The organism is Streptomyces sp. NPDC030820 (assembly GCF_055572075.1).
The window spans coordinates 244,690-262,095 of record NZ_JBVIEB010000006.1; the positions used below are offsets into that span (position 1 = coordinate 244,690).

21 protein-coding genes are annotated in these 17,406 nt (G+C 72.7%); 11 read left to right on the forward strand and 10 right to left on the reverse strand.

What is annotated here, in order from left to right; translation table 11 throughout:
- Window positions 1-105 precede the first annotated feature (105 nt).
- The 3 genes from mshA to ACZ418_RS18725 all read left to right on the forward strand — a co-directional run bounded on the left by mshA (window position 106) and on the right by ACZ418_RS18725 (window position 2,735).
- Window positions 106-1,449 (forward strand): D-inositol-3-phosphate glycosyltransferase, encoded by a 1,344-nt coding sequence (gene mshA / locus ACZ418_RS18715; RefSeq protein WP_468363759.1) that lies wholly within the window; start codon window positions 106-108, stop codon window positions 1,447-1,449.
- 152 nt (window positions 1,450-1,601) lie between these two features.
- On the forward strand, window positions 1,602-2,057 hold the full coding sequence (locus tag ACZ418_RS18720) for a cyclic nucleotide-binding domain-containing protein (protein ID WP_468363762.1): 456 nt from the start codon (window positions 1,602-1,604) through the stop codon (window positions 2,055-2,057).
- A gap of 24 nt (window positions 2,058-2,081) precedes the next feature.
- Entirely contained in the window at window positions 2,082-2,735 is a 654-nt protein-coding gene (locus ACZ418_RS18725; protein ID WP_468363765.1) for a CBS domain-containing protein, read from the forward strand.
- Between the two features lie 54 nt (window positions 2,736-2,789).
- On the opposite strand, the gene ACZ418_RS18730 is transcribed toward ACZ418_RS18725, so the two are convergent.
- The 3 genes from ACZ418_RS18730 to ACZ418_RS18740 all read right to left on the reverse strand — a co-directional run bounded on the left by ACZ418_RS18730 (window position 2,790) and on the right by ACZ418_RS18740 (window position 6,628).
- Window positions 2,790-3,491, reverse strand: coding sequence for a CBS domain-containing protein (locus ACZ418_RS18730; RefSeq protein WP_468363767.1), 702 nt, complete (start codon window positions 3,489-3,491; stop codon window positions 2,790-2,792).
- Between the two features lie 143 nt (window positions 3,492-3,634).
- Complete coding sequence (locus ACZ418_RS18735) at window positions 3,635-5,353, reverse strand: sensor histidine kinase (RefSeq protein ID WP_468363770.1); 1,719 nt, start codon at window positions 5,351-5,353, stop codon at window positions 3,635-3,637.
- Window positions 5,354-5,557: 204 nt separating this feature from the next.
- On the reverse strand, window positions 5,558-6,628 hold the full coding sequence (locus ACZ418_RS18740) for a zinc-dependent alcohol dehydrogenase family protein (RefSeq protein ID WP_468363773.1): 1,071 nt from the start codon (window positions 6,626-6,628) through the stop codon (window positions 5,558-5,560).
- A 196-nt stretch (window positions 6,629-6,824) separates the two neighbouring features.
- On the opposite strand from ACZ418_RS18740, the gene ACZ418_RS18745 reads away from it, so the two are divergent.
- Complete coding sequence (locus ACZ418_RS18745) at window positions 6,825-7,214, forward strand: STAS domain-containing protein (RefSeq protein WP_468363775.1); 390 nt, start codon at window positions 6,825-6,827, stop codon at window positions 7,212-7,214.
- Between the two features lie 128 nt (window positions 7,215-7,342).
- Here the strand turns inward: ACZ418_RS18745 and ACZ418_RS18750 are convergent, their stop codons facing one another.
- Together ACZ418_RS18750 and ACZ418_RS18755 are read right to left on the reverse strand one after the other, a co-directional pair.
- A complete protein-coding gene (locus ACZ418_RS18750; RefSeq protein WP_468364392.1) occupies window positions 7,343-8,227 on the reverse strand; it encodes a universal stress protein in 885 nt (294 codons plus the stop codon).
- A 24-nt stretch (window positions 8,228-8,251) separates the two neighbouring features.
- Entirely contained in the window at window positions 8,252-9,157 is a 906-nt protein-coding gene (locus tag ACZ418_RS18755; protein WP_468363778.1) for a universal stress protein, read from the reverse strand.
- Window positions 9,158-9,389: 232 nt separating this feature from the next.
- Here ACZ418_RS18755 and ACZ418_RS18760 point away from each other — a divergent pair, with 232 nt between their 5' ends.
- Window positions 9,390-10,055, forward strand: a complete 666-nt coding sequence (locus tag ACZ418_RS18760; protein ID WP_468363781.1) for a CBS domain-containing protein — start codon at window positions 9,390-9,392, stop codon at window positions 10,053-10,055.
- Between the two features lie 6 nt (window positions 10,056-10,061).
- Complete coding sequence (locus ACZ418_RS18765; protein WP_468363783.1) at window positions 10,062-10,763, forward strand: response regulator; 702 nt, start codon at window positions 10,062-10,064, stop codon at window positions 10,761-10,763.
- Between the two features lie 115 nt (window positions 10,764-10,878).
- Here the strand turns inward: ACZ418_RS18765 and ACZ418_RS18770 are convergent, their stop codons facing one another.
- Window positions 10,879-11,283 (reverse strand): Hsp20/alpha crystallin family protein, encoded by a 405-nt coding sequence (locus ACZ418_RS18770; RefSeq protein WP_468363786.1) that lies wholly within the window; start codon window positions 11,281-11,283, stop codon window positions 10,879-10,881.
- A gap of 306 nt (window positions 11,284-11,589) precedes the next feature.
- Here ACZ418_RS18770 and ACZ418_RS18775 point away from each other — a divergent pair, with 306 nt between their 5' ends.
- Together ACZ418_RS18775 and ACZ418_RS18780 are read left to right on the forward strand one after the other, a co-directional pair.
- Window positions 11,590-12,471 carry a universal stress protein gene (locus tag ACZ418_RS18775; protein WP_468363789.1) on the forward strand — a complete coding sequence of 294 codons (882 nt, stop codon included), beginning with the start codon at window positions 11,590-11,592 and terminating at the stop codon, window positions 12,469-12,471.
- A gap of 351 nt (window positions 12,472-12,822) precedes the next feature.
- Window positions 12,823-13,824 carry an Acg family FMN-binding oxidoreductase gene (locus ACZ418_RS18780; protein ID WP_468363791.1) on the forward strand — a complete coding sequence of 334 codons (1,002 nt, stop codon included), beginning with the start codon at window positions 12,823-12,825 and terminating at the stop codon, window positions 13,822-13,824.
- Between the two features lie 47 nt (window positions 13,825-13,871).
- On the opposite strand, the gene ACZ418_RS18785 is transcribed toward ACZ418_RS18780, so the two are convergent.
- Entirely contained in the window at window positions 13,872-14,315 is a 444-nt protein-coding gene (locus ACZ418_RS18785; protein WP_468363794.1) for a universal stress protein, read from the reverse strand.
- Between the two features lie 243 nt (window positions 14,316-14,558).
- On the opposite strand from ACZ418_RS18785, the gene ACZ418_RS18790 reads away from it, so the two are divergent.
- Together ACZ418_RS18790 and ACZ418_RS18795 are read left to right on the forward strand one after the other, a co-directional pair.
- Window positions 14,559-14,747: a hypothetical protein gene (locus ACZ418_RS18790; protein WP_468363796.1), complete on the forward strand. Its 189-nt coding sequence runs from the start codon at window positions 14,559-14,561 to the stop codon at window positions 14,745-14,747.
- A gap of 177 nt (window positions 14,748-14,924) precedes the next feature.
- Complete coding sequence (locus ACZ418_RS18795) at window positions 14,925-15,218, forward strand: hypothetical protein (protein ID WP_468363799.1); 294 nt, start codon at window positions 14,925-14,927, stop codon at window positions 15,216-15,218.
- 70 nt (window positions 15,219-15,288) lie between these two features.
- Here ACZ418_RS18795 and ACZ418_RS18800 read toward each other — a convergent pair whose 3' ends face one another.
- Window positions 15,289-15,870, reverse strand: a complete 582-nt coding sequence (locus tag ACZ418_RS18800) for a rhodanese-like domain-containing protein (RefSeq protein WP_468363802.1) — start codon at window positions 15,868-15,870, stop codon at window positions 15,289-15,291.
- 81 nt (window positions 15,871-15,951) lie between these two features.
- On the opposite strand from ACZ418_RS18800, the gene ACZ418_RS18805 reads away from it, so the two are divergent.
- Window positions 15,952-16,239 carry a metal-sensitive transcriptional regulator gene (locus tag ACZ418_RS18805; RefSeq protein WP_076084014.1) on the forward strand — a complete coding sequence of 96 codons (288 nt, stop codon included), beginning with the start codon at window positions 15,952-15,954 and terminating at the stop codon, window positions 16,237-16,239.
- Between the two features lie 18 nt (window positions 16,240-16,257).
- Here the strand turns inward: ACZ418_RS18805 and ACZ418_RS18810 are convergent, their stop codons facing one another.
- Window positions 16,258-17,007, reverse strand: coding sequence for a sulfite exporter TauE/SafE family protein (locus ACZ418_RS18810; RefSeq protein WP_468363806.1), 750 nt, complete (start codon window positions 17,005-17,007; stop codon window positions 16,258-16,260).
- Window positions 17,004-17,393 (reverse strand): rhodanese-like domain-containing protein, encoded by a 390-nt coding sequence (locus tag ACZ418_RS18815; protein ID WP_468363809.1) that lies wholly within the window; start codon window positions 17,391-17,393, stop codon window positions 17,004-17,006. The genes ACZ418_RS18810 and ACZ418_RS18815 overlap by 4 nt, the downstream gene beginning before the upstream one ends.
- Window positions 17,394-17,406 lie beyond the last annotated feature (13 nt).

The window sequence follows — 17,406 nt, forward strand, 5'->3', positions numbered from 1 at the left end:
AGGCCGGTTCGCGCAGGAGCAGGCCGATCCACGCGGAGCGCCGGGCCGACGCCCCGGGACGTCACGACTTCGGCAACCAGCAGCTACAGGACCGGGAGTGAGGCGATGGCACCGGTCACCGAGCGGGGAAGTGTGCTGCGCATCGGCCCGCCCAGGCCGCGGCCGTCCGGCGCGCACAGCCGGCCCCGGCGCATCGCGATGCTCAGCGTGCACACTTCACCGCTGCACCAGCCGGGCACCAGCGACGCCGGCGGGATGAACGTCTACATCGTCGAGCTCGCCAAGCGCCTCGCCGCCATCGACATCGAGGTGGAGATCTTCACGCGGGCCACCTCCGCCGCACTCCCGCCCAGCGTCGAACTGGCACCAGGAGTCCTGGTACGGCACGTGACCGCCGGACCCTACGAGGGCCTGGCCAAGGAGGACCTTCCCGCCCAGCTCTGCGCCTTCGCGCACGGGGTGACGCAGGCCTGGGCCGACCACCGCCCCGGTCACTACGACCTGCTCCACTCGCACTACTGGCTCTCCGGCCACGTCGGCCGCCTCGCCGCCGAACGCTGGGGCGTCCCGCTGGTGCACGCCATGCACACCATGGCCAAGGTCAAGAACGCCTCCCTCGCCGTGGGAGACACCCCCGAGCCCACGAACCGCGTGACCGGCGAGACACAAGTCGTACGGGCCGCCGACCGGTTGATAGCGAACACCGAGCGGGAGGCGGAGGAACTCCTGCGCCATTACGACGCCGACACCGACCGGGTCGCCGTCGTCCACCCGGGGGTCGACCTGGAGCGGTTCCGGCCCGACACGTCCGGCATCGCGGCCGGCCGGGCCGCCGCCCGGGCCCGCCTCGGCCTCCCGCAGGACGCCCTGATCCCGCTCTTCGCCGGCCGCATACAGCCGCTGAAGGCGCCCGACATCCTGCTGCGCTCGGTGGCCAGGCTGCTCGCGGACCGGCCACGGCTCCGCGAGCGGATCAGGGTGCCCGTGGTGGGCGGGCCGAGCGGCAGCGGTCTGGCCAAGCCGGAAGGACTGCAGAAGCTGGCGGCCGGGCTCGGCATCTCCGACGTCGTCCTGTTCCGCCCGCCGGTCGGCCAGGACCGGCTCGCCGACTGGTACCGGGCGGCGTCCGTTCTGGTCATGCCGTCCTACAGCGAGTCCTTCGGCCTCGTCGCGATCGAGGCACAGGCCTGCGGCACACCGGTGATCGCCGCCGAGGTGGGCGGTCTTCCGGTGGCGGTGAGAAACGGCGTGAGCGGCGTTCTCGTACGAGGGCACGATCCGGTGGACTACGCACGGGCGCTGTGCGCCTTCGCCGACGACCCGTCACTTTCCGCCCGGATGGGCGCGGCCGCGGCCCGGCACGCCCGTCGCTTCGGCTGGGACACGGCCGCGGCGACGACGGCGGACGTGTACGCGGCGGCGCTGCACGAGCGCCGCCTCCACAGGTGAAGCGACCGGAGGGAGAACCCACCCTGACCATCGGCTGCCGCGCCGGGGACGGGCTCGGGCCGAAGGACCCCAGGCCCGGCCCGAGTGGCCGGTGGCGGCCCCGGCCGGACGCGACCACGCTGGGAGCAGAGGCCACGAAGGGAGCCGGTGCGATGACCTCCACCACCATGAGCGCGGCTCTGGAACCCGTTTACCGCGAACAGCTGATGCGCCAGGCCCACGAGGTCTCCTTCCAGGCCGGGTCCCGCCTGTTCGAAGAGGGCCGGCGCGCCGACCGGTTCTGGATCGTGCGCACCGGCACCGTCGCCCTCGACCTGCACGTACCGGGCCGCCGGGCCGCCCTCGTCGAGACCCTCGGGACGGGCGAGCTGATCGGCTGGTCCTGGCACATCCCGCCGTACCTGTGGCACCTGGGCGGCGAGGCCCTGAGCCCGGTGCGTGCCTGGGAGTTCGACGCCGGGGCCGTGCGGGCGATGTGCACCGAGGACCCCGGGTTCGGCCGGGCGATGGCCGGCTGGGTCGGACGCGTGGTCGCCCAACGGCTGCATGCCTCCCGGGTCCGGTTGCTCGACCTCTACGCCCCCTACGGCAGCGGTGATCTGACGTGACCCCGGTTCTGTGAGGAGAACGCCATGGACAGCAGCCCGCACCGGGTGAGCGACGTGATGACGCGAGCCGTCGTCGCCGTGGGCCGCAAGGCTCCGTTCAAGGACATCGTCGAGCGCATGGAGCAGTGGCAGGTCAGTGCCCTGCCGGTGCTGGAGGGCGACGGCCGGGTGGTCGGCGTGGTGTCCGAGGCGGACCTGCTGCTCAAGGAGGAGTTCCGGGACAGCGATCCGGACCGGTTCACACAGCTGCACCGGCTGTCGGACCTCGCCAAGGCGGGAGCCGTGTGCGCCGACGAAGTGATGAGCACACCGGCCGTCACCGTGCACGCCGACGCCACGCTGGCCGAGGCCGCACGCATCATGGCGCTGCGGCACGTCAAGCGGCTGCCCGTCGTGAACGCAGAGGGCGTGCTGGAAGGCGTGGTCAGCCGCGGGGACCTGCTGAAAGTGTTCCTGCGGCCGGACAACGACCTGGCCGACGAGATCCGGCGCAATGTCATTGACCCGCTCTTCCCGGCCCCGGTCGAGCCGGTCCACGTCATGGTCACCGAAGGCGTCGTGACCCTGACCGGGCGGGTGCAGGACGGCGCACGGATTCCGCTCGCCGCACGCCTGGCGCGCGGTGTGGAGGGTGTCGTGGGCGTGGACTGCAGGCTCACCGCGGCCGACGCCGAGTGAGATACGCGGCCGTCGACCGACGGCCGCATCCTGTCGCCCGGCCGACGCCGTCCCTCAGGGCGTGTGCACCCGGCCGGCCTCGGGGAGGTCGGGGTCGAGGACCGGACGGCGGGGCGGTCCGGCCAGCGCGCAGTGCACGTCCACCACGCCCGCCACGGCCCGTGCGAGCCGCGCAGCGACCGGGATCAGGGCTGTTTCACGAACCCGCCCGGCCAGCGTGACGACACCGTCATGCACCTCCACCCGGACCGTGGCGGTGCGCGGGCCGAAGAGGCGTACGACGACCTCGCGCCCGATCTCCTCGGCGATCTCCTCGTCGTCCCGCAGAAAGACCTTCAGCAGGTCGGAGCGGCTGACGATGCCACGCAGAGTACCGTCACGGCCGACGACCGGCAGCCGCTTGACCCCGGTGCGGGCCATGAGGCGCGCGGCGTGGGCGAGCGTCGCGTCGGGCGCCACGGTGACGGCCGGGGCGGTCATCAGCTCGCCCGCGGTCACGGCGTCCGCCTTACCGACCTCGGCGGGGTACCGAATCTCTCCGTACCGGCCGATGTCACCGTCCCGGTACTCCTCCTTGGCCAGCAGATCGCCCTCGGAGACGACGCCGACGACACGGCCGGCGTCGTCCAGCACCGGCAGGGCGCTGACCTGCCACTCCCGCATGACCTTCACGATGTCCTTGAAGGCCGCCCCCGCGCGCAGGGCGACGACCCGGTGCGTCATCACGTCGTTCACGAGGGCCGGAGTGCCGTTCATGGCGTCCTCCAGAGGAGTGAGTGCCGTCGCGGACACTTTCAGGCTGCGGCGGCGGATCCGTTCGCGGCATGGGCCGAGTGGTCCCGATCCCCTGCCCCGTCGGCCCTGCGCGCTCCGCGGCGGGGGCCGAGGACGGGCGCGGCCTACTCGGCGGGCAGCGGGACGTGCCAGTCGAGTGCGGTACCGCCTCTCTCGGGGCTCGTCACCTCGAGCCGTCCGCCGAGGTTCTCCGCCCGTTCGGCCATGTTGAGCAGCCCACTGCGCCGGCCGCCGGACGGGATGCCCACGCCGTTGTCCGAGACCCTCAGACGCACCTCGCGGCCGTCGGCCGTCAGCACCACCTGGGCCCGGTCGGCGTGGGCGTGCCGGGCGATGTTGGTGAGGGCCTCGGTCAGCACGGCCACGACGTGGTCGGCGGTCTCGGGCGGCACATCGGTGTCGACCAGGCCTTCCATGCGGACGCTGGGGGCGAAGCCCAGCACGGGGGCGGCGTCGCCGACCGCGCGGACGACCCTCGCTCGCAGGCCGCTGTCGGCGGTGCCCGCACGGGACCGCAGCCCGAAGATCGTCGACCTGATGATCTTGATGGTCTCGTCGAGGTCGTCCACGGCCCGCAGCACCCGCTCGGATGCCTCGGAGTGCTCGATGAAACGGCCCGCGCTCTGCAGGGTCATCCCGGTGGCGAACAGCCGCTGGATGGCGAGGTCGTGCAGATCCCGGGCGATGCGGTCGCGGTCCTCCAGCAGCGCGATCTGCTGGGCGTCCTGCCTGCGGTCGGCCAGCTCCATCGCGATCGCGGCCTGGGCGGCGAACCCCTGCAGCAACTCGGTCTCCTGCTGGAGGAAGGCGGGCCCGCCGGCTTCGCGGGCCACCAGGACCACGCCACGTACTCCGCGCTCACCCGTGCCGATCGGGACGGCCACGGCGGGGCCGAGCCCCTCGAAACGCGGCGGCTCGGGGGTGATTCGTGCATCGTGCATGACATCGCCGCTGGTGACCGGTGCGGTTGCGGTGTACGCCAGCCCCATGAGGCTTGCGTCCATGGGCAGCACCAGTCCCCGGTGTGCCTCCGCGTCCACTCCCACGGCGATCTCCACCGTGAGCGACTTCGTGCCCTCCATGGGCATGGCGACGGCCGCCAGGGCCGAGCCCGAGATCTCCCGGGCCCGCTCGGCGATCAGCCCCAGCGACTCGGCCCGGTCGGTGCCGGACATCAGGCTGTGGCTGATCTCCGCGTTCGCCCGCTGCCATCGCTCGCGCAGCCGGGAGTCCTCGTACAGGCGCGCGTTGTCGATGGCCACCCCGGCGGCCACGGCCAGCGTGGACAGCACCGACTCGTCCTCCTCGTCGAACTCCACGCTGCCGCGCTTCTCGGTCAGGTAGAGGTTTCCGAAGACCTGGTCGCGGACCCGGATCGGGACACCGAGGAAGCTCTTCATCGGCGGGTGGCCCGGCGGAAAGCCGTACGAGGCGTGGTGCCGGGAGATCTCCGGGATCCGCAGCGGATGCGGGTGCCGGATCAGCTCGCCCAGGATGCCGTGGCCCTCCGGAAAGGGGCCGATCGCGGCGATCTGCTCCTTGGTGACGCCCACCGTGTGGAAGGCGGCCAACCTGGTGCCGTCAGGCGCGATGACGCCGAGGGCGGCGTACTCGGCGTCCACGAGCACCGCGGCTGCCTCCACGATGGAGCGCAGGACCTGCTCCACGTCCAGCTCCCGGCCGACGGAGAGGACGGCCTCCAGCAGACTGTGCACCCGGTTCTGCGTGCCACGCGCCGCGTTGATCCGGGCCTGCAGCTCCTCCAGCAGCTCGTCGAGCTTCAGCTGCGGCAGTCGTACGCGCGGTTCCTCCGTACCGTCCACCAGGTCCTCCAGTTCCCATCAGCACCGGGCTCCGAACCGATGGGTTTCTCCAAACGGTATCCCCTCCCGGGACGCGCGGAGGTGCGATCCGGCAACCGATCGCCCCGGGTGCGCGCCTGCCGGACGCTGGTGGCTGAAGGTGTCGCGGCCTCGGTCGCCGGGCGCTCTCCTCGATTCGGCCACGACCGTCACGCCCCGTCTCCGTCATGCCGCCGGGACGGCCACCTCCGCATGCTGCTCGCCGCCGAGCACGATCTTGAGCGCGCCGGTCTCCGCGGCCCGGGAGAAGACGTCGTAGGCCTCCTCCATGTGGTCCAGCGGGAAGGTGTGGGTCACCAGTTGCCGGATCGGCAGCCGGCCGGCGGCGGCCATCCGCAGCAGGGTGGGCGTGGAGCGGGTGTCCACCAGGCCGGTCGTGATGGTCACGTTCTTGATCCAGAGGTCTTCGAGGTGCAGCGTCGCGGGCTTGCCGTGCACGCCGATGTTGGCCACGTGCCCGCCGGGACGGACCATGCGGGTGCACAGCTCGAAACTCTCCGGGACACCCACCGCCTCCATGACCACGTCCGCGCCGAGCCCGTCGGTCAGATCGGCGACCAGCTGGGCGGGTTCCTCGCGGACGTCGGCGACGGCGTCGGCACCGAGCCGCCGCGCGACCTCCAGCCGGGCCGGAGTCATGTCGACCGAGATGATCCGTTCCGGGGCGAACAGCCGCGCCGTGACGACGGCCGCGAGTCCGATGGGTCCGGCGCCGACGATGGCGACCGTGTCACCGGGGCGCACGTGCCCGTTGAGGACACCGACCTCGTAGGAGGTCGGGAAGATGTCCGCGAGCAGGACGGCGTCCTCGCTGCGCAGGGCGGCGGGCAGCGCATGCACGGACAGGTCGGCGTAGGGCACGCGGACGTACTCGGCCTGGGTGCCGTCGATCAGGTGGCCGAGCATCCATCCTCCGCCGCCCCGGCACTGGCCGTAGGAGCCGTCCCGGCAGAACCGGCACCGGCCGCACGAGGTGATGCAGGACACCAGCACCCGGTCCCCCGGCCGTACGGTGCGCACGTCGCTGCCGGCCTCGACGACCTCGCCGACCGCCTCGTGCCCGAGCACCGTGCCGGAGCGGACCTCGGGGACGTCGCCCTTGAGGATGTGCAGGTCCGTCCCGCAGATGGTCACGGCGCCGACCTTCACGATGGCGTCGGTGGCCTCCTCGATGGCGGGGTCCGGGACCTCCTGCCAGGACGCCTGCCCCGGACCGTGGAAAACGAAGCCCTTCATGGCAGCTCCTCGTCGCCTCTTCGTACGATGGCGGAACGGCCCGCCCTTTCAGCTTCGCGAGTGGGGGAGTGGTGCCGCTTGGGCCGTCCGGCCCTCGTCCCGCGGTCGTCGTGAGGCCCAGCAGTGTCCCGTACGGATGGCAGTCAGGGCCGGATGGCCCTACCGCCCCGTCGGGCCCGCCCGGTTCGCTCGTGCCATGTCCGAGAACGACACGGCTCATGTCGCCGGGCAACACACTGCACATGAAGTGCACGTGGCCCACCGCGTGGCCGGCGGAGCAACCGTCGTGTCCCTGCACGGCGTGATCGACGTGCTGACCGCCCCCGCGCTGTCGCTACGGCTCGACGCGCTCACCACCAGCCCCGAGCTCGACCTGGTACTCGACCTGCGGCCGGTGACGTTCATCGACTGCGCCGGAATCGGGGTCCTGTGCCGTGCTCGCAACCGGACGCTGGCCCGGCGGGGCCGACTGCGGCTGATCACGGAGAGCGCGAGCCTCCGGCGGCTCCTGCGGGTCACGGGGCTGGGGGACGTCTTCGAGGTGCACACACGACTCCCTCAGCCGCTGCCGGGGGCCCAGGGCTGAGCGGAGTACGGCGTCGCCGCCCCGGTGTCCGGGGCCGGGGCGCCCCCTGGACGACGGACGGCTGCCGAGGCCCACCCGCTGGGGGCGTTCGGGGATGTGCCGTAGCCACGTGTACGGCCCCAGGAACGTCAGGCGGGTTCCGGTACGACGGCCACCGGGCAGGGCGCGTGGTGGAGCACCCCGTGGGCGACGCGGCCGAGCTGGAGGCCGAAGTGACCGTGCCTGCGCCGGGCGCCGACGACGAGCAGGTCGGCCGCGCGCGAGACGGCGATCAGGGCGTCGCGGGCGTGGCCCTCGACGGTGTGGCGGTCCACCTCCAGCCCGGCGGGTGCGTCGCGAAGGGCCTGCTCCAGCAACTCGACGGCCTGCCGCTCCCTGAGGTGCGCCGGCTCGCCGACGAGCAACTGGTGACCGGTGTGCGCGTGCGCGGGGCGCCGCCAGGCCCGCACGGCTTCCAGGGGGACGCCGCGCAGGGACGCCTCCTCGACGGCGAACCGCACGGCGGCCGAGCCGGTCGGCTGCTCGCCCACCCCGAGCACGATCCGTCCCTTGATCCCGGCGCGAGCCCGGCTGTCCGGGCCGCCGTCGGGGCTGCCGCGCAGGACGATCACCGGGCACCGTGCATGGGCGGCGACCGCGAGGCTGACGGAACCCAGCAGCGCCTCGGCCATGCCGCTGCGGCCACGACACCCCAGCACCATGGCGAGGGCGGTGCCGCTCTCCCGTACGAGTCCGTGCTCCGGCTCCTCGGGCAGCACATCGGTGGTGATCTTCAACTGCGGCCGGCGGTGTCGGGCCCGCTCCGCCGCGGTACCGACGACGTCCCGGGCCATCACCTCCTCCAGCGGCTTGTCGAGTTCCTGTGCGAGCAGGGCGCCTTCGTAGCGGTCCCACAGGGAGGCGTACACCAGCCGGAGCGGGGCCCCGCGCAGGGCGGCCTCGTCGGCCGCCCAGTCGACTGCCCGCAGGCTCGGCTCGGAACTGTCGACGCCTACGACGATCGGAAGGTCCAACGTGCTCACCGCTCTCTCGGAGGATCAGTCGTGCGGAACCACGGCGACCGGGGCCACGACATGGTGCAGTACGGCATGCGCGACATGGCCGATGTGGGCGCCGAGCGGGCTGGTGCGGACGCGCCGGCCCACGACGACCAGCGAGGCCTCGCGGGAGGCGTCGACGAGAACCTGGGCCGCGCCGCCGCACCGGCTCGCCTCGATCACTTCCACGTCCGGGAACTTCTGCCGCCAGGACCGCAGGACCTCGGTCAGGGCCTTGGCCTGCCCACGGGCGAGCTCGTCGTAGAGCTCGGCGTCACCGTAGAAACGGTAGAAGGAGGTGGGCGGCTCGCTCCAGCCGTGCACGACCCGGAGGGACGCGCCTCGGCGGGCGGCGGCGTCGAAGGCGAACCCGAGCAGCGTCTCGTCGGGGGTGGCGATGTCGAGGCCGAGGACGACGGGCCGGAAGGGGGTCGCGGCGGACGGTACGCCCGCCGGGTCCGCCTTGTGCTCGTCCGCGGCCTGCTCGCCGGCCCGGACCAGCACCACAGGACGTTCGGCGTGGGCGAGGACGGCCAGGCTGACCGAGCCGACCATGAAGCCGGCGAGCCCGCCGAAGCCGCGCGAGCCCAGCGCCATCAGCTCGGCGCAGTCCGCCGCCTCGGTGAGGGCGCGGGCCGGATTCCCGGTGAACCGGTCGGTGATCACCTCGACACCGGGATGGCGCAGCCGCAGCCCCTCGGCGGCCTCACGGGGAACCTCCTCGGTCCAGTGCTGCTGGGTCTCGCCGCCGAGCAGCGGGGCCTGGGCCATGGGTTCGGGCACCGGCTCCCAGACATGGACGATCTTGAGCGGCAGACCGCGCAGCGCTGCTTCGCGCGCCGCCCATTCGGCGGCGGCCCGGCTCTCGGGCGACCCGTCGAGACCTACCGTGACCGTTCCCGTCATCGCGTACACCTCCCGGCACGAGGAATCCGGTTTCCAGCGTGGCGCCGCCGCGCTCGCGGGGTGAGAGGCCGCAAGTCCCTGCAGGGGACCGACAGGCCCCGAGGACCCGAACCTCCCCGTGCGCTTCCGCGGAGCCGAACGGCCCACCTGGGGGACGGGTGGCCCCTGGCCGGGTCCCGGGCACCGGCACATGCTGAGAACGGACCGGCCACCACGGCTCACGGAGGTCACCATGTACGGCATCCCGCACATCGTCAGCGATGTCATGACCCTCACGGTCGCCGCCGTGGGGCGGCACGCCCCCTTCAAGGAGATCGTCCAGCTGATGCAGGACTGGCAGGTCAGCGCCCTGCCCGTGATCGAGGGCGAGGGCCGGGTGGTCGGCGTGGTCTCCGAGGCCGACCTGCTGCCCACGGAGGAACTGCGGGACGCCCCGGAGGCCGGTTACCTCCGGCTTCGCCGGCCGGTCGACATGGCGAAGGCAGGCGGCCTCACCGCAGATGACCTCATGTCGTCGCCCGCCGTCACGGTCCGGGCGAACGCCACCCTGGCCGAAGCCGCGCGCATCATGGCACGCGAGGGGGTCAAGAGGCTGCCGGTGGTGGACGAGGCCGGACTGCTGGCGGGCATCGTCAGTCGCGCCGACCTGCTCAAGGTCTTCCTGCGCGACGATGACGCCATCGCCGAGGAGGTCCGGCGCGAGACCGTGGCGTACCTTCTCCCCCCGCCGGCCTCGGCGATCCAGGTGGACGTGCACGACGGAGTCGTCACGCTGACGGGCCGGATCCGCGACACCGCGCTGGTCCCGGTGGCCGCGCGCCTGGTGCGGGCCGTGGAAGGCGTGGTGGACGTGCAGTTCGACCTCGCCCGCGACGATCAGGGAGTGACCAGGGAGTAGGTCGTCATGACCGAGACACGCACCTTCACGGAGCAGAATCCGATCCGGGTGTTCCTGCTGGACGACCACGAGGTCGTACGACGCGGCCTGGCCGACCTGCTCGACGCCGAACCGGACATCTCCGTGGTCGGCGACGCGGACACCGCCGAGCACGCGCTCTCTCGCGGGCCCGCGCTGCGCCCGGACGTCGCCGTGCTCGACGTGCGGCTTCCGGACGGCGACGGCATCTCGGTCTGCCGGGAGCTGCGCAGCGGGATGCCGGAGCTGGCCTGTCTGATGCTGACCTCGTTCGACGACGAGGACGCGCTGCTGGACGCCATCATGGCCGGGGCCTCCGGCTATGTGCTGAAGCAGATCAAGGGCTCGGACCTCGTCTCCGCCGTGCGTACCGTCGCCTCGGGACAGTCGATGCTCGACCCGGCGACCACGGCCCGCCTGATGCGCTCCCTGCGCACCGAACCGGCACAGACCCCTTCGGTGCCGTCCGAACTGGCGAGCCTGTCGCCCCGCGAGCGGGACATCCTCGCCCTGATCGGCGACGGTCTCACCAACCGGGAGATCGGCAAGCGGCTGTACCTGTCGGAGAAGACCGTCAAGAACCACATCTCGCGGATGCTGGCGAAGCTGGGAGTCCAGCGCCGGGTCCAGGCGGCGGTCCTCGCATCCCACCTGGAGCCGCAGAGCAACGGGCAACGCTCGGACCACTGAGGGCGAACCGTGCAGCGAGCCTGCGGGGACGGCCGACGGCTCGACAGGGCTGTTCCCGCGGAGCGCGACGCACCGGCGTGCCCGCATCGAGCCCGCCGGTGAGTGAACGGATTCGTCAGCTGCCGTGCCGGATCTCGACATGCCTGGCCTCCGCCTTCTCGGCGCTCAGGCCCACGCTGATGGTCAGCATGCCGTCGGTGTAGTCGGCCGTGACGTCGTCCTCGTCGGCACCGGTCGGCAGCGTCACGCTGCGGCTCAGCGCGCCGTAGCGGATCTCGCTGTGGTGCTTTTCCACATCCCGTTCGGTGCGCTCTGCCCTGACCGTCAGCATCCCGTCGCCGACGACGACGTCGATGTCCTCGGCAGACATGCCGGGAAGCTCGGCACGCATGATGTAGCGGTCGTTCTCTGTGTAGTCCTCGATTCGGACGGAGGGCATCGCGAACTTGCTCGGAAGGGTCTCGAACCAGTCCGACATGTCCGGGAAGGGGATCCTCTGCCTGCGGGTGAGTGTGCCCATGGCCGTACCTCCTCGGTCTTCGCCTGCTTTCAGTGAAGCGCGCCCGACGCTCCCGTGCTGAGGCCGAACAGCCCATGACATGGGTGCTCAAGGTCCCTTTTGCCCGGTGACCAGGAAGGGCGGTGAGGCCGACCTGCCCGAAGCAGGGACCAACGGCCCCTGGCACCTCGTACGACGCGCGCCTTGCATGGGATCGGACGGCGGCGGCAGGACCGCAGCACGGTCCCCGCCACCGCAGCGAGGAGGCGAGGACCATGACCACGCCCGCACGGCCACAGCGAAGCGACTTCCCGGCTGGAGACGATCATGTCCGGGCCGAGTGAGCGCCGGCCGATCGTGGTCGGTGTGGAGACGGACTCCACCCGGCGGTCGGCGCTGGCCTGGGCGGCCGACGAGGCGGCCCGCCGGCGGGTGCCGCTGCGGCCGGTCCGCGCCGAGGGTGTGCCGACCAGGGGGCAGCGGAGGCCGGACGTCCCGCCGTCCTGGGAGGAGTGGAACGAGGGGCTGCACCGGAGCGGAAAGCAGGTCCTCGCCGAGGCCGTGGACTTCGTCGCGGACCGGCATCCCGAGGTCGAGGTGGACGCCGTACTCGCCGAAGGCGACCCCGTGTGGGTGCTGGGCGAGGAGAGCCGTACCGCCAGGGCCGTCGTGCTCGGCTCGCAGCACCTCAGCCGGGCGCAGGAGGTGTTCGGCTCCGCTGCGGTCGCCCTGCCCCTGATGGCCCGGGCGCACTGCCCCGTGGTGGTAGTGCCGGAAGCGGAGCACGCCGCCCGGGAGCCCGCGTTCTACGTCGTCGGCGTCGATGGCAGTGAGCACTCGACCGCCGCCGTGGACCTGGCGTTCGAGGAGGCCTCACTGCGCGGTGCCGAGGTGCGGGCACTGTATGTCTGGGAGCCGGGACCGCTGAGGATCTTCGACGAGTACGGAGTTCAGCAGCAGTGCCGGCGGCTGCTCTCGGAGACCGTGGCCGGTCGCCATGCCCGCTATCCCGACGTGGATCTGCGGCACGAACTGGCCGTCGGGCATCCGGTGCAGGCCCTCACCGACGCCTCCGCCGACGCTCTGGGCCTGGTCGTGGGTACGCGAGGGCACGGTGGCTTCACGGGGATGCTGCTGGGCTCGGTCAGCCAGGGAGTGCTGCACTACGCCCGCTGCCCAGTCCTCGTCGTTCCACCGAAGCGGACCTGAGCATCCGCGCAACCGGCGGCCACCTCGACGACCAGGAGGGCCGCGGCCGCGGACCGTCGGCAGCTCGCGGACCGCGAAGCCGGTCGCAATGCCGCTCGTGCCGGGTTCGCCGGCAGCGAGTACCACCCGGCCGCGCGTGCCCGCGATGCGACGATGTCGTCCGACGGCCGGGGCGCACGGTGCCGGTCGCCCGAGGGGCCCACTCGGCCCCGGGTCGGGTCCGGGCGGCCCCTGTCGCGGACAGGGAGCGCCACCCAGGCTGGAGACAGGCTCGTATGCCGTCCCGCGGCACGGTGCGGGTCGTCACCCGCGACGCGCGGCGGTCGGGCCAGCAACCCCAGGGAGGCCATCGTGATCACGCCACCCCTCGCCACGTACGACATCACCGCCCTCGTGGCCGACGCCGAGGCAGCCCCCTCACTGCACAACGCACAGCCCTGGCACTTCCGCTACCGGCGCGACAGCGGTGTCCTTCGCCTCTACGCCGACCCGGAGCGCGCCCTGCCGCGAACCGATCCGGACAACCGCGGCCTGCACCTCGGATGTGGCGCGGCGCTGCTCAACCTGCGCGTGGCCGCCGCCGCGGCCGGCCTGGACCCGGTGGTCCGGCTGCTCCCCGACCCGGCCGATCCGTTGCTGCTGGCCGAACTGGACCTCGGCGGCGGCCGGGCTCAGCCCGATCAGGCCCTCGCCGTGCTGCAGCCGGCGATCCGCCGCCGGCACTCCAGCCGTCATCCCTACCGCGAGGAGGGGATACCGGGCGCGCTGAAGGACCGGTTGTGCGAGGCGGCCCGCGCCGAGGGAGCGGAGCTGCTGTTCCCGGGCCCGTGGCATGTGGTGTCGCTCCTGGAGCTGGTGCAGGACGCCGAGGGCCGGGAGGCGCTGGATCCCCGTGTACGGGGTGAGACGGCCCGCTGGACCAGAACGGAACCGACGGAACCGACGAGCGGCACTGCGGCCTCGGACGGCATCCCCGCCGAGGCGTTGGGGCCGCGCAGCCGCCGGGCTGCCGCTCCGGTACGCGATTTCGCCGCGGGTCGTGCCGTGCCCGGCCGCAGCTGGGCGGCCTTCGAACGCAACCCGCAGATCGGCCTGCTGGGCACCGCCCACGACCGGCCGGTGGACTGGCTGCGCGCGGGCCAGGCGCTGGAGCGGGTCCTGCTCCAGGCCACGACGGACGGGCTGGTCGCCTCGCTGACGTCACAGCCCCTGGAGTGGGCCGAGCTGCGATGGGCGGTCCGCGACCCCGTCTCGGCCATGGCGCACGTCCAGATGGTCATCCGGCTCGGCTACGGGCCCGAAGGCCGTCCGAGTCCCCGTCGGCCCGTCGCCGACGTGCTGGACGTCGTATGAGAGCCCATGGGACGGGTGGATGACGTCGGTGCTGGTCGGACACCGGGTCACTGCTTCTGAGCGTGCACGATCACGACCGGGCAGCTCGCGTGCTGCGACACATGCTGGCTGACCGAGCCGAGCAGGGCGGCGGCGAATCCGCCCCGGCCCCGGCTGCCGACCACCAGGGCCTCGGCTCCCTCGGCGGCCCGCAGCAGCACGTCGGCGGCGTTGCCGTGCACCACATGACTGCGGACCGAGTCGGCCGCGTCCGCGCCGAGCACGTCGGTCAGCTCCTTCCGCACCCGCTGCCGGGCCTCCTCCGCGTCGACGTCCATGTCCACGGCGGGCGCCGACCAGCCGTAGCGGCCCGGCAGTTCCCACACCGCGACCGCGTCCACGGTGGCGCCGATGAAGCCCGCGTACCGGACGGCCCAGCGCAGGGCCTCGTACGAGGACGGCGATCCGTCGACACCGACGACCACCCGGGGCTCGGAGGCATCCCTGTCCATGTGTCCCACCTCTCCTACGGCTCTCCCACCCCGTCGATCGGCCACCTTCCTCTCCACGCTGCACGCGGTCCCGCGTTCTCGCCAGGGCAACGCGTCCCGGGTGCAGCGATCAGTGCGTGCAGCGGGCCCGCGCTGTGCCGTCCGAGGGCGATCCGCTGAGAAAAGGACGATGATATTCGGGGAGTGGGTGCTCATGCAGACGAACGCGGGTGACGTACCGCGCCTCATGTCGCGGGAGGAGCCATGAGCAAGGGGGCACGGGCCCGGCCACGGGCCAAGGCGAAGGGCTGTGGCTCCCGGCTGCCGACGCGCAGGGCGGAACGGACCGCCGTCGTCCGCAGGGCCTCGTCGACGAAGGGCGACTGGCTGCTGCTGCCGGGCGGCTCGTGGCGGCACGTCGAAACGATCAGGGTGCGCAGTCTGTTCGGCTGACAGCACCACGCGGTGCCCCGCCCGAAGCCGAGGCACCGCGATCCACCACTGAGTCCCTCGAGAGGGCCGAGAGGGCCGAGAGGGAACAACTCCCGCGCAGGAAGCGCTGTTTCTGATACCCCGGCGGGTATAGGGGCCGCGGGGGACGGAATCGCGCGGCGGAGGAGTGTGAGCCCGATGGCGACGGCAGCGGACGAGCGGCTGTGCACGAACGACGGGAGCCGAACCGACGAGACCCTCCTGGTGACCAGGTGCGGACGCAGGATCGAAGTGCGGTGCCTGCTGCTCGGACACCCGGACCGGCCGGTCAGCCGGATCGCCCTGGACGTGGGGGAGGACCAGGGTGGCGAACCGGGAGTCTGGGCGGCACTCACCCCGGACGAGGCTCGCGGACTGGCCCGCCTGCTTCTTCAGCGGGTCGGCGCGGCCGAGCAGCCCGCCGACGCCCGGCTGCGCAACGGCACTTCCTGACAAGGGAGTCGGCCGTGCCGTGTCGCCTCCGTGCGGCTCCCGGTCGTCCCACCTGTCAGGGCGGCGGCGCTCAGCCTCGGCGCAGTGCGGCGAGCGTCGCGGCGAGGTCCGCCGGGCGGGGACGGTTGTGCGGCAGCATGCCCAGTGCCACGGCCATGCCGCAGGTGTCGGTGAGCGCGGAGAAGACGAGGCCGCCCGCGATACCGGCCGAGAGGATCTGGAAGGCCGGATGCACCAGCAGGCCGAGGAGCAGGCCCAGAAGTACCACCGTGCCCGCGGTGAAGCGCACCTGCCGCTCCATGCTCCAGCCGGCCCGCGTGTCGCAGGCGGCCGGCCGGTGCAGTTCGTGTCCATCGCCGGCCCAGGCGCTGGTGCCGCCGGTGAGGGTGGCCGTCGGAATGCCCTCCTCGGCCAGCAGCCGGCGCGCCCTCTCAGAGCGGGCGCCGGAGGCACACACCACGAGGACGTCGCCGCGTCCGGCGGCGTGCCGTAGCTCGGGCAGCGCGCGCCGGATCCGGTCCAGAGGGATGTTGAGGGCGCCGGGCAGGTGGCCGGAGGCGTACTCGCCGGGGGTGCGCACATCGATGACGGTGAGTTCGTCCAGCCGGGCGCGGGCCTGGTCGGTGTCGAGGGTGAGGGGAGTGGTGGTCATGGCAGATGTGATCCTTGATGGTCGCCGCCGTCCCGAACCGGGACGTACAGTACCCCTAGGGGTATTTTTCGAGGAGTGAGCGTGGAACTGGAGCTTGAGGGCGCGTCCCTGAGGGCCGTGCTGAACCGGCTGCGGCGTGCGCAGGGCCAGATCTCCGGCGTGATCCGGATGATCGAGGAGGGGCGGGACTGCGAGGACGTCGTCACGCAGCTGGCCGCCGCCTCGCGGGCACTCGACCGGGCCGGGTTCGCGATCATCGCCACCGGACTGCAGCAGTGTGTGGCCGACATCGAATCGGGCCGCAAGAACGGCGAGGACACCGAGGCGATGCGCGCGCGGCTGGAGAAGCTGTTCCTGTCGCTGGCGTAGGGAAAGGCGGTCGGGCGGTCATCCCACCGCCGCATCGACCAGCATGAAGCCCGCCACCGCCAGCAGGACGAGAGCGAAGACCCGCTGCAGGGTGTGCCCGGAAAGCTTCGCCGACAGGCGTTTGCCGTCCCAGGCGCCCAGGATCGCCGCCCCGGCGAACGGTCCGATGACCGACCAGTCCAGGCCGTCGGCCGTACCGGCGCGCATCGCCAGCGCCGCCAGTGAGTTGACGGTGATGACGAGCAGACTCGTGCCCACGGCCGCCCGCATCCGCATGCCGAGGACGTTGACCAGGGCGGGGACCGCGAGGAAGCCGCCGCCCACGCCGAGCACGCCGGTGACCGCACCCAGTCCGGCTCCCGCGGCCGCCGCCCGCCCCTGCCGTACGTGGACGGTGCTGTCCGCGTCGGAGCGGGGCCTGAGCATGCGTACCGCGGCTACGGCCGCGACCACGGCGAAGGCCACGGTCAGCGCGGCTGCCGGCAGGCGTCCGGCGAGCGCGCCGCCCAGCGCGGCCGGGCCGATCCCGGCCGCCGCGAACAGCAGCCCCGTACGCCAGCGGACCTGTCCGTCGCGGGCGTGCACGGACAGGGCGGTGGCGGAGGTGACGGTGACGATGACCAGACTGGCCGTGGTGGCCGCGACCGGGGTGAATCCGAGCAGATAGATCAGGGCGGGTACGGCCAGCACACTGCCTCCGCCGCCCAGGGCGCCGAGCGCGAGGCCGATGACGGCCCCGGCGATCAGCGCGAGTATCACAGCGCTCACGCGACGGTTCCGTTCCCGCCCCGCGCGTCCACGACCGGCAGCCCCGCCCCGGCCCACTCCTGCATGCCGCCGAGGACGTCGACGGCCTCGACGCCCCTGGCCCGCAGCAGTTCGGCGGCCCGCCGGGAGCGTCGGCCCGAACGGCAGATCACGACGACCGGCCGCGCCTGCGCCTCGGCGGGCAGCCCGGCACCGGCGGCCAGTGCCGTGAGGGGCAGGTGTATCGCGCCGGGGGCGTGGCCGGCCTGCCACTCGTGGGCTTCCCGTACGTCGAGCAGCACGGACGGCCCGCTGACTCCGGCCGCCCGCGCGCAGTCCGTGCGGGCGGCGGCCTCCTGCACGGTCACCCGCGCCGGGCCGCCCCGGCCACGTCCGAAGAGGCTCATCGTGGTTCTCGCT

Bases quoted from the DNA above. Each gene is read 5' to 3' on its own strand.
- mshA (WP_468363759.1), top strand. From the start codon at position 106: ATGGCACCGGTCACCGAGCGGGGAAGTGTGCTGCGCATCGGCCCGCCC.
- ACZ418_RS18720 (WP_468363762.1), top strand. From the start codon at position 1,602: ATGACCTCCACCACCATGAGCGCGGCTCTGGAACCCGTTTACCGCGAA.
- ACZ418_RS18725 (WP_468363765.1), top strand. From the start codon at position 2,082: ATGGACAGCAGCCCGCACCGGGTGAGCGACGTGATGACGCGAGCCGTC.
- ACZ418_RS18730 (WP_468363767.1), bottom strand. From the start codon at position 3,491: ATGAACGGCACTCCGGCCCTCGTGAACGACGTGATGACGCACCGGGTC.
- ACZ418_RS18740 (WP_468363773.1), bottom strand. From the start codon at position 6,628: ATGAAGGGCTTCGTTTTCCACGGTCCGGGGCAGGCGTCCTGGCAGGAG.
- ACZ418_RS18745 (WP_468363775.1), top strand. From the start codon at position 6,825: ATGTCCGAGAACGACACGGCTCATGTCGCCGGGCAACACACTGCACAT.
- ACZ418_RS18755 (WP_468363778.1), bottom strand. From the start codon at position 9,157: ATGACGGGAACGGTCACGGTAGGTCTCGACGGGTCGCCCGAGAGCCGG.
- ACZ418_RS18760 (WP_468363781.1), top strand. From the start codon at position 9,390: ATGTACGGCATCCCGCACATCGTCAGCGATGTCATGACCCTCACGGTC.
- ACZ418_RS18765 (WP_468363783.1), top strand. From the start codon at position 10,062: ATGACCGAGACACGCACCTTCACGGAGCAGAATCCGATCCGGGTGTTC.
- ACZ418_RS18770 (WP_468363786.1), bottom strand. From the start codon at position 11,283: ATGGGCACACTCACCCGCAGGCAGAGGATCCCCTTCCCGGACATGTCG.
- ACZ418_RS18775 (WP_468363789.1), top strand. From the start codon at position 11,590: ATGTCCGGGCCGAGTGAGCGCCGGCCGATCGTGGTCGGTGTGGAGACG.
- ACZ418_RS18785 (WP_468363794.1), bottom strand. From the start codon at position 14,315: ATGGACAGGGATGCCTCCGAGCCCCGGGTGGTCGTCGGTGTCGACGGA.
- ACZ418_RS18790 (WP_468363796.1), top strand. From the start codon at position 14,559: ATGAGCAAGGGGGCACGGGCCCGGCCACGGGCCAAGGCGAAGGGCTGT.
- ACZ418_RS18795 (WP_468363799.1), top strand. From the start codon at position 14,925: ATGGCGACGGCAGCGGACGAGCGGCTGTGCACGAACGACGGGAGCCGA.
- ACZ418_RS18800 (WP_468363802.1), bottom strand. From the start codon at position 15,870: ATGACCACCACTCCCCTCACCCTCGACACCGACCAGGCCCGCGCCCGG.
- ACZ418_RS18815 (WP_468363809.1), bottom strand. From the start codon at position 17,393: ATGAGCCTCTTCGGACGTGGCCGGGGCGGCCCGGCGCGGGTGACCGTG.